This window comes from Aquaspirillum serpens DSM 68 (assembly GCF_000420525.1).
Classification (GTDB): domain Bacteria; phylum Pseudomonadota; class Gammaproteobacteria; order Burkholderiales; family Aquaspirillaceae; genus Aquaspirillum; species Aquaspirillum serpens.
In genome coordinates this window covers 1-10,214 of the sequence record NZ_ATVC01000076.1, presented here as the reverse complement: position 1 = coordinate 10,214, position 10,214 = coordinate 1, and the positions used below count along the sequence as shown (strand labels likewise).

The 10,214-nt window shown below is 42.7% G+C and carries 12 protein-coding genes; 8 read left to right on the top strand and 4 right to left on the bottom strand.

Annotated elements, in window-relative coordinates:
- From G465_RS15605 to astA (G465_RS0111685), 4 genes are all read right to left on the bottom strand, one after another.
- Window positions 1-196: helix-turn-helix domain-containing protein (locus G465_RS15605; RefSeq protein WP_022654642.1), on the bottom strand; the 196-nt coding region annotated here is incomplete at its 3' end.
- Between the two features lie 120 nt (window positions 197-316).
- Entirely contained in the window at window positions 317-646 is a 330-nt protein-coding gene (locus tag G465_RS0111695) for a cellulose biosynthesis cyclic di-GMP-binding regulatory protein BcsB (protein WP_155846553.1), read from the bottom strand.
- A gap of 90 nt (window positions 647-736) precedes the next feature.
- Window positions 737-1,657: an arginine N-succinyltransferase gene (astA, locus tag G465_RS14625; protein ID WP_052165444.1), complete on the bottom strand. Its 921-nt coding sequence runs from the start codon at window positions 1,655-1,657 to the stop codon at window positions 737-739.
- Complete coding sequence (astA, locus tag G465_RS0111685) at window positions 1,657-2,688, bottom strand: arginine N-succinyltransferase (RefSeq protein WP_027405428.1); 1,032 nt, start codon at window positions 2,686-2,688, stop codon at window positions 1,657-1,659. The genes astA (G465_RS14625) and astA (G465_RS0111685) overlap by 1 nt, the downstream gene beginning before the upstream one ends.
- 267 nt (window positions 2,689-2,955) lie before the next feature.
- On the opposite strand from astA (G465_RS0111685), the gene G465_RS0111675 reads away from it, so the two are divergent.
- The 8 genes from G465_RS0111675 to G465_RS0111640 form a co-directional block, all read left to right on the top strand.
- Window positions 2,956-3,843: a helix-turn-helix transcriptional regulator gene (locus tag G465_RS0111675; RefSeq protein WP_022654638.1), complete on the top strand. Its 888-nt coding sequence runs from the start codon at window positions 2,956-2,958 to the stop codon at window positions 3,841-3,843.
- Between the two features lie 8 nt (window positions 3,844-3,851).
- Window positions 3,852-4,142, top strand: a complete 291-nt coding sequence (locus tag G465_RS0111670) for a hypothetical protein (RefSeq protein WP_162138833.1) — start codon at window positions 3,852-3,854, stop codon at window positions 4,140-4,142.
- Complete coding sequence (locus tag G465_RS0111665; protein ID WP_022654636.1) at window positions 4,139-4,591, top strand: hypothetical protein; 453 nt, start codon at window positions 4,139-4,141, stop codon at window positions 4,589-4,591. The genes G465_RS0111670 and G465_RS0111665 overlap by 4 nt, the downstream gene beginning before the upstream one ends.
- A 44-nt stretch (window positions 4,592-4,635) precedes the next feature.
- The gene (locus G465_RS0111660) at window positions 4,636-4,872 is read left to right on the top strand and encodes a hypothetical protein (protein WP_155846552.1); all 237 of its coding nucleotides are present in this window, start codon (window positions 4,636-4,638) and stop codon (window positions 4,870-4,872) included.
- Window positions 4,873-5,150: 278 nt separating this feature from the next.
- On the top strand, window positions 5,151-7,520 hold the full coding sequence (locus tag G465_RS0111655) for a dynamin family protein (RefSeq protein WP_022654634.1): 2,370 nt from the start codon (window positions 5,151-5,153) through the stop codon (window positions 7,518-7,520).
- A 17-nt stretch (window positions 7,521-7,537) separates the two neighbouring features.
- Entirely contained in the window at window positions 7,538-8,440 is a 903-nt protein-coding gene (locus G465_RS0111650) for a diguanylate cyclase regulator RdcB family protein (RefSeq protein WP_022654633.1), read from the top strand.
- A 6-nt stretch (window positions 8,441-8,446) separates the two neighbouring features.
- The gene (locus G465_RS0111645) at window positions 8,447-9,523 is read left to right on the top strand and encodes a patatin-like phospholipase family protein (protein ID WP_022654632.1); all 1,077 of its coding nucleotides are present in this window, start codon (window positions 8,447-8,449) and stop codon (window positions 9,521-9,523) included.
- A 143-nt stretch (window positions 9,524-9,666) separates the two neighbouring features.
- Window positions 9,667-10,214: AAA family ATPase (locus tag G465_RS0111640; RefSeq protein WP_022654631.1), on the top strand; the 548-nt coding region annotated here is incomplete at its 3' end.

Sequence of the window (10,214 nt, the reverse complement as noted above, 5' to 3'; positions counted from 1 at the left end):
CTTGCTTCCAACTGGGCAACAGATTGGCTAATTTGACGTAAGAAAACTTGCTTGTCGGGTCAGACTGATACCATTCCTTTTGCAACGCCAACGCCTTATTAAAGACGAACCGACACGAACCCGCAAAGCGCGACATTTGCCGTGTTTGCTGGCCGTTGGGTGTCAGTTGAAATTTGAAGGCTTGAAGTCGTTTCATGCGCTCATTATACAAACAGCAAAGCAAACATTGATTTGTTTTTACTTTACAACCGCAACACTAAACCCTAAAACGGCTTTGCCGTTTGCGCCTGATATCCCCGCCATGAATGGCGAGGTTTTACGGCGCAGGGGATAAGCTGGAGTGCAAGGGGTCTTCACAACCATTGCTATAGTGGGCAATCCATTGCAAACGCAGTTGGTTGAAATCGACAAAAAAGCGGGGGTCGAGTGGGATGTCGTGCGTGACCAACGCCCCAGCTTGTTCAGGCTTTAACGAGATCGTGGCTGCGGTTGGCGACTCCATCAGCGGCGGTAAAGGCGGTGGCGCTTGTTCCACATTCGCCCCAGCCCACATAGGGAATGCCAACAAGCCAACGCAACAGAGACCACGCTGTAACAGTCGGTGCCAACGCGGCAGAGAAAGAGAGAACAAGGTCGTGGTTTTCATAGCAGGTTTATCAGTTGGCAAGCACAAAAAAAGCACCCCACTTGTGGCGAGGTGGGGTGCATTTTCTCACAAAAATTAGGTGAGTAAATATTAAAACCGATAACAAACGTCAGCCAAGCGACGATTTGAGACCAGATAGAGCACAGCATCTGCGGTAATGGCCTGTTCGGTTACTGCCGCCGTTACCATGACAACATGGCTGTCGCGTACCGCCCGAATTTGTTGTAACTCACACGCCAAAGTCGGCCCAGCATCGAAAATATCGACAAAGCCGTTATAGCGAAATCCTTCGCTTTCTAATAACGCTCGCGCCGGACGGGTTGCCTGATGCACTTCACCAATTACCGCCTGTGCCGCTGGCGAGAGAAAAGCGGTATAGACCAAGTGCTGTGGCATTAACTCGGCAATAAACGATTTGTCCCCCACGCCAGTGAGGTAGTCTGCTTCGGAAAACTCCATACTGAAAAAATGGCGGCCCAGACTTTCCCAAAACAGCGACCGCCCCTGTTCATCCGACACCCCGCGCATTTCCGCGATAACCAACGGTGCAAAACGGTGTGGAAATTCCGCCAAAAACAGAAAACGGGCTTTTGATAACAAAGCACCATTACGCTGTTTACGCCAATCGGGATGAAGAAACAGCGAACACAGTTCTGAAGCGCCAGTAAGATCGTTGGTCAAACATAGCGTGGTGAGGCAGCGGTAAATTTGTAGTTCATGCGAGGCTTTGACCGTCAGGCCAACACGATAGTTATACCAAGGCTCATGCCCACCCACCGCGCCTTCTAAACCACAAATCCCCACCACCTGTCCGGAGGAGGTGTCTTCTAATACAAATAAAAAACTGGAATCATGTGCAGCCAAATCAGCCGCCATCGAAGCAAGCGAAGCCGCCACCCGTTTCGCCAAACGAGCTTCATTGGCAGGCAATGACGTTACCCCAACGCCGGTACAACGCGCTAAAGCAAGCAAGGCCGGTAAATCAGCGGCTTGAACCGCACGCACTAACATCACTGCACCTCGCTTTCTAATGCAATGCAACGTAATTCATCCCCTGCTTGCCGCTGTAGCAGTTGCGCGGTATCTGCACTGATTTGAATTCCATCAGCAGTCAGATGGGCAGGGGCTAACACACAACGAAACTCAGCCACCGCTACATTAGCGAGCAGGTAGGGCTTGGCATCCGCCGGTAGCACTGACAACAGTTCAATGGGATAAAGACGTTGTTGCTGTAGGGTGTGAATGGCGTCAGTCCGCACTAATAGAGTAGGCCCACCATCAAAGATGTCGATGTACGGGCTCAGCTCAAATCCTTCGGCCCGCAAGACATGGCACGGCAAAGCCGAGGGTGCCCCGACTTGGCCGATGACAGCTTGGGCTTCTGCGGATAACAGCGGTACGTACACGGGATGTTGTGGCATCAGTTCGGCAATGAATTTACGTCCTTTGACGCCACAAATCATTTCTGCTTGTTGGTAGTCAATCCCAAAAAACGGCTCCCCGACGGCATCCCAAAACGGCGAAGAACCATCGTCTCTGGTTACGCCCAACATTTCTGACACCACGCTATCAGCAAATCGCGCCGGCGCGTTCGCCATAAATAGAAAACGTGCCCGCGACAGCAAGTGAGCCAGCGGCAATGTGGCATACGATGGACGCAGATAAAACGAGGTCAACAGCGTGTGGCCTGTTAGGTCATGGCACAGCGATAGCACAGCAATTTTGTTATGCACCGCCAGTGCTGGTGAGGCATGGATTAGGGTTTCTTGCCGAAAGCTATAAAAAGCCTCGCTCATCCCCGCCGCCGCCACCACACCGGCAATGCCGACGATTTCACCCGTGCGCGTATCTTCTAAAACAAACAGATAGCTTTCTTCACCATAACAACGCACCTGCGCTGCCAAAGATTGTTGACTGGCTTTGATACGGTGTTGCAACGCTTCACGGTTGGCAGGAAGCGAGGTCATCCCAACCGGTGCTTCATTCGCTAACTGTTCTACCGCCATCAAATCGGCCAAGGTAGCCGGACGAAAAAGCAACATAGCCACCTCTACATATGAATGTTGAATCACCATCGAGAATTGGGCGGTACTGGGTTTGATTCTACGCAAGCCACAGCAAACAAGATTGCTCCAGCGCGACATGCTTTTCACTGATTGTCATTTTTTTAGCCAGATCGCCCAATAACATCGCTAAGACAACACCAAAGCCATTTTTTTCGCCTTTGTGCTAGAAACGACATAACCTGTCGTAACGCACTGCTATCATGCCAAGCCATTAAGCCATCATCTTTTTTCGAGGTTGTGCTCATGTCTTCCCACGATACCCTAGTGCGTCGTTTATCCGAGATGTTATTCAAGCTTAACCAAGGCGAACGCCTCGACCCTGCGGCCTTGGCAGAAGAATTCGGCGTCAATATCCGCACCATCCAACGCGATTTAAATGAACGGTTTGCCTATCTTCCATTAGAAAAACATGATCGCCTGTATGCCCTCGAGCCGAGTTACCTTGGCCGCCTGACTTTTCACGACATCAATCGCTTTGCTTCGCTGTCTGGTCTTGCCGGTTTATTTCCTCAAATCGATCAACACTTTTTGCGTGAGTTATTCGATCACCGTATGCAAGAAGCCATGTTGATTCATGGCCATTCGTATGAAGATTTAAGCCAACAGTGGGAATTGTTTAAACAGCTGCAACAAGCCATTGTGCAACATCGACAAGTGACTTTTATTTATCAAAAAACAGAAGGGGAGAAAGAAGTCACGGTTAAACCTTATAAGCTGATTAACCATACAGGCATTTGGTATCTGGCAGCTGTCGATCAAGATAAAGTGAAATCGTATTCTGTGGCCAAAATACAAAAACTCTTTGTCAGCCAACACACTTTCCCGCCCGATCAGACGATTTTAGATATGCTTCAGCATGAAGACAGTATTTGGCTGAATAAGCAGAAAACTGAAGTGATTTTAAAGATCGGTGTTAAAGCAGCTCATTATTTTCGGCGTCGTAAATTGATTGCAGGCCAAGTGATTGAAAAAGAGTTAGAAGACGGCGGTTTGTTAGTCTCTGGTCGCTTTGCCCATCCTAATCAAATTTTGCCGATTGTCCGTTATTGGATTCCAAATGTAACGATTGTCAGTCCAGAGGCATGGCAACAAGATATGGAACAAGAATTACGCGATTATCTAAAGCAATGAGTATGGCTATGTTGCTATGGGCAGTTATTTTACTGTTGATTATTATCACAGTTTATCTGATTTTTCTTTACTTTCATCATTTCGACTCATTAACCCTAATGTTGATATTGGTGTTTGGTATTTTCTTGTTAGTGCTTTTCTATGGCACTGGCTTTGCATTGACTATCGCATCGTTATGGCTATTACAAGCATGGGGGGCGTGGCTTGGGTTTTGTTCTGTGTTAGTGAATTTATTGCTTGGTGTGGCAATGGGTTGGTTGTTGTTTGAAAAACATTTATCAAAGGAGCGTGTGAAATGATTAAAAAATCTTTGTTGGCGGTTACCGCCATGATGCTAACCGCAGCGGTTTATGCAGAGCCCATTTCTGGTGTGTTAACCATTGGTAAACAACACTCGGCATTGGTTTCTGTGAGTGAAGGATCGGGTGATGTGGTGGCATATACTTTTGCCAATCAATCTAGCGTGGGAAAAGCTATTTTTAATCACTGTTTACCAGAGATGTGGTGTGAAATTGCACAACCTAAAGTTGGAACAGGGGATATTCCAAATTTGGGTTTTGATTTTACTGTGTCTGGTGGTTGGCCTTTGTTAGCGGCCAAGGGAGTCAGTTTAACAAATAGCCAAGTTTCTTATGGTGAGCGTTTGAAAACTCGTTATGGTGTTTTAAGCGTGAATGCTGATGGTAGTTTACGGTTAAACAATAAAAAATTCCTGCCCCATATCCAATCCAAGCGAATTCTTCTTTAAGTTTTGTCGGCCATTATGAAATGGGGAAAACGGATTTTGTTCTGGTGCAAAATACCGGCGGCACTGCTTGTCCTGCTTTATTTCATATTGTGAGTTTGCATCCACAAAAACATACCGGTACCGCAGAGTTTGGCACTTGCTCGGAGTATTTTAGCCTCGGCAATGTTAGCAATGATGGTTTAACGATGTATGTTGCTGATTTTACTGGTAATAAACCGAAGCGGGTGACTTATCGTTTATCGCAAGGTAAGTTAACCGAGAATGGTAAACCTGTGAAATAGGAGCACTCCGATGCCAATTCCCCCTTCACCAATGAGATATCGGTGTGTGCAATGTGGCTGGTCCACTATTACACGACCAAAGAGTGATTGTTTGTTACCAGGAGATATTATTCATCGCTGTCCACAGTGTGGAAGCAAAAACTTAAAGACTACAGAGAAGACGAGCGTATTGAGGTTTTTTCAAAAAATAACAAAAAAACAACAAAGGCATAGACAAGTCATAAAATGACATGTAAGATAGTCAAAAATCTTTAAACCAACTGAAGAAAGAAAATTTTATGCACGAGCATAATATTGAACTGCTAAAGAAAGAAGCTCAGCGCTTGGTAAAATCAGAAGCTTCTCTTCTAAAAGAAATGTTAAACATTGAAGGATTGTTAGTTGACATTAATCAAGAACAATCACTGAGTAAAGCCTCGGCTGAACAAGCTGTAGGCGTTCTAGAGGATGAACAGCGGAAACTCGAAAATTTCGATATGATCATTGCTGTTGTAGGAACAATGAAAGCTGGAAAATCAACAACGATTAATGCAATTGTTGGCAGTGAGGTATTACCTAACCGTAATCGGCCAATGACTGCATTACCTACATTGATTCGTCACACCAAGGGACAAACAACACCAGTTTTAAAATTTGAAAACAATCAACCAATTAATGAGTTAATTCTTAATTTAGAGAAAGAGATTCAAAACCAGAATCAGTTTAAAAAAATAGAAAGCTTATGTCAGTCAGACCCGGACATGAAACGTTTGATTGAATTTATTTCATCAAAAAATCGCTATGAAAATCAATATCAAGGATCTGATGCAATCTTTGATTTTTTAAGAGGCTTAAACGACTTAGTCCGTCTTTCACGGGAAATAGACATCGATTTTCCATTTGAAAAATATATATCAATGAATCAATTCCCGATCATTGAAATTGAATTTGTGCATTTAAAAGAAACAGATTCAAATCAAGGCCGACTAAGCCTCTTAGACACACCTGGACCAAACGAGGCAGGTCAACCACATTTAAGAAAAATGATGCGAGAACAATTGCAAAAAGCATCTGCTGTCTTGGCTGTATTAGATTATACTCAGTTGAAATCAGATGCTGATTATGAAGTTAGAAAAGAATTACAGGAAATAGCTGATACATCTAAGAATAGGCTATATGCAATTGTAAATAAGTTTGACCAACAAGACCGCCGAGGAGATGACGAAGAAACCATAAAAAACTTTATTTCTCTTGATTTAATGAAAGAGAAAATCACAAATGACAGCATTTTTCCTGTTTCCTCTAAGTGGGCTTATCTTGCCAATCGAGCAAAACATGAAATCTCTCTCAAAAACAATCTTCCAGACTTTGAGAAAGAGGATTGGGTGCAAGATTTTGCAGAAGAAGCTTTAGGGAAACGCTGGAAAGGAAAAATAAATGATCGAGAAGAAATATTACAAGCAATCGAGGATCTATGGACTGACTCCCGTTTTGAGTTACCACTCAAAAAAGTGATCGAAACTGCTCATAGCAGAGCTGCAATATTTGCAATCGATTCAACAGCAGCAAAACTACTGAATTTTTCTGAAAGAATGTCAAACCTAATAAACATTAGAGAAACTGCAATAAAAAAGGATGCACAGGAACTTCAAACACAAATTCAGCATTTAGAAAAAGATATTTCAGAGATAGAAAACAGCGAGAAAAAATGTAAAACAAATATTTCTCAAACAATGATTTCTCTTGAACAAAAAGCTGATGCTGTGTTGAGAAACACTAAAAAAGAAGCTATTGAACTTATTAAAAATTACTTTGAAGAAGGAAAAAGAATTGAAAAACAAGAAAACCAAAAAACAAAAGAAGAGTTAAGAAACAAAAGCTTAATAAGAAAGCTTTTATCGACAAACAAATCTCATGATGATTTTGATATGAATAACCCTATCATGAGCTTTTCAGATAGATCCACGGCTCTTGACCTAAAGGAAAAAATAAACAAATCGGTTTCAACAGTTCTGCAAAACACGGAAGAAATAATAATCAAAGAAATGAAAGATGCATTATCGGAATTCCAAAACCTATTCCATCAAAATCTTCAATCAAGCACTCAATCAATCGTTGAGAGAATGGAGAAAAGATCAAAAGAAGACGGTTTTGAAATTAACATTTCAATACCAAGTTTATCTGGTGTCAATTTTAACGTGTCGGCTAGTCAAATGCTTGATGATATCATTTCAGAGAAAACCGAAACAGTCACAAGACAAAGAAGAAAAAGTGGAGTTTGGGGGACGATTTGCAAATGGTTCGATACAGACGATTGGGGGTGGGAAGAGTATCAAAGAAAAGAGTCCTATTATGTAATAAATATCGATTCCGTACATAAAAAGATGGTTTCTCAAATCGATTCGGTTTTCTCTGGAATGGGGGAAACAATCTCTATTTATGTTAGTAAGCCACTAAATAAAGAGTTAGAAGATTTCTTCGATGAGCTAAGAAAAAAGGTCGAGGGAATTCGCGGAAACCTTTTGCAAAGTATAACAGATAAAAATCTAAACAAGATGAAGCAAGAAGCTCTTTTTCTAGAGTTAGGACGATTAAGAAAAAGCATGCCCGCTATTGTAAAAGACTCAAAGTCACTAAAAGGAGACATTGAACCTTTAGTTACTCAATAAAGAAAGAAAAATAAAAAATGCCTCCAGTTGAAATAAAAAACGATGTTTTTCGGGCAATGAACTTTTTACCAGAAAAGTTTGTGGTTGATTTTGCCAATGGAATTGACGTTGCGCGTGATCATATCCGTTTCCAAAGAGAGAACGATAAGTTTCTAATGCGTATACTTAATGGTTTTTCGGGTAAAAGTGCGCGCCGACAAAACGAAATCAATCAAAGCTTAGCTGATGGAGTAGAAGGTGCATTGAAATGGCTGACAGAACTGGCGCACTCAGTTGCAAAAACCAACTATGCACTGGTAAAGGTAAATGAGCGTGTAGCGGTTATTCAAAAGAATGTCATCGACCTTGCCCATTACTCAGCCGAAACTCGTCAAAAACTGGAGGCATTGTCTGTTCAACTTCATTCACGGATAGATCAACTTTCACATGAAATAAACCGCATAGACATTACACAAAAAGCCAAAATACAGCTAGATCATGTTTTCGACAAATGGGGCGCAGGCAGATTAAATCATTTTTCTCCCATCACAAAATGCTATATCACACTAGAAGAATTGTATTGGGGAAATTTTGGTGATTTATGCCGTAGCCAAATCGAAAACAATCAAACACTGGCACAAACCATGTTAGAAAATTTGGCGAATCGACTGATTCAACAATTAACTAAAGAAGCTGATACAACTGCACAGCAACGAGTTGGCCTATCCACATGGACAAACCAACACATTACGTCAGAACAGATTGCTACTGATTGGATAGAAGCACTGAACTATGCCGGAGATTGGGCAGAACCCGACCCACATCCTTTTGTTTTCACCACAACACAAATGCCAAACCAACTGCCCGTTTTTCTACCAAGAATTTGTTCAGCAGAACGAGTTGCAGAGGCAATGGTAAGTGAAATCTTTGAAAGGAATTAAAATTCGATGGAAAAGCTAAAAGTCGGACTGGTTTTATCCGGTGGTGGGGCGAAGGGTGCTTATCAAGTGGGCGTTGTTAAAGCACTATCAGAACTTGGGGCACAGGTTGATGCTATTTCTGGTGCAAGTATTGGTGCGTTAAATGGTGCCATTTTAGCCTCCTCGCCTTCCTTAGCAGAAGGCGCACAACGATTAGAAGAGGTTTGGCTAAAACTAGCACAATCATCTCCATTAGTCGTTAAAATGCCTAAATATTTTAACTTGTTGGCTATTGCCGGTTTAAATATTCAAGGCTTACGTTATCTCGACCAAATTTTTAAATTTATCACCAATAGCAGAGGGAAAAAACTTCCAAATTGGCTTAGTCAGTGGGCTGGTGTCAGTGAAGCACTTTCTAGTGGCGCACTATCCCATGACCCACTTCATCAGTTGATGGATAAATATCTTAATGCAGATGCTTTAATATCAGGACTGCCCTTATATATTTCAGTGTATAGAAGTCATGGTGCATTATCCGATATTTTTTCCTGTGTTATGGCTGAGATAGGAATAAAAAACACTGAAAAATCTGAATTTTTACACATTCAATCTCTAGCTAAAGAAGAGATGAAATCAGCATTGCTCGCATCTGCTGCTATCCCTCTGCTTTTTGCCCCGCAACAAGTTAATAATCAGATTTATTCTGATGGCGGACAAGGCGGCTGGGAAAAAATGCAGGGTAACACACCAATTACACCATTATTAAAAGCTGGCTATAAAATGATCATCGTCACTCATTTGTGTGATGGATCAATGTGGAGTCGCCATGACTTTCCTGATGCAACAATCTTAGAAATCCGACCTACTCAACAATCGATTAGCAGAGGCGGTGAGATTAGCGATTTACTAGGATTTGACTCTAGTAAAATTCCATCTTGGATAGAACAAGGCTACACAGATACTCACCAATGTTTGGAAAAGATCATTAAAGCAACTCAAGCACGTCATGAATTGCGCACTTCGGAAAAAGCAGTGATTGACAGCGAAAAAGCTTTTATATCACTTGATCGACAAATGGAAAATGCCATGCGTCGATTAGTATAAAAACCTTCCCACACCAACACGACTTCTAAGTGGTCCAGAATTTGGGCCACTTGTCACCTCATATGCGTTTTCGACTGGCACCAAGTTTGTAACGTACACTAGACCTCAGCACAGATTCCACCTTCTGCATGAGGGCTTTCAAAATGCACCGTAAAAAACTGCCTATTGGCATTCAAACCTTCTCCAAAATTCGTGAAGACAACCATTACTACATCGACAAGACGCCGATGGCCTATCAACTGGCTATGCAGGGGAGTCATTACTTTTTATCTCGTCCGCGTCGCTTCGGTAAAAGCTTGTTCCTCGATACCTTAGCTGAACTGTGGGCGGGGAATGAGGCGTTATTTCAAGGGCTGTGGATTCACGATAAATGGGATTGGTCGCGGTCTTATCCGGTGATTCGGATTAGCTTTGGCGGCGGGGTGATGATGAATGTGGAAACCCAACTCCCCAATAAAATCGCTGAGCAAATGCGCATCAATGCCGAGCGTTTGGGGCTGGAGGTTGAACGAGGGGAAGCAGAAACCTATTTCGCCAATTTAATCCGTGCTGCTGAAGCGAAAACTGGTCAGAAAGTGGTGGTATTAATTGATGAGTACGACAAACCGATTCTCGACAACATCACCGATCCCGAATTGGCAAAAGCCATGCGTGACCGATTGCGCAATCTGTATTCGGTGATCAAAGACCT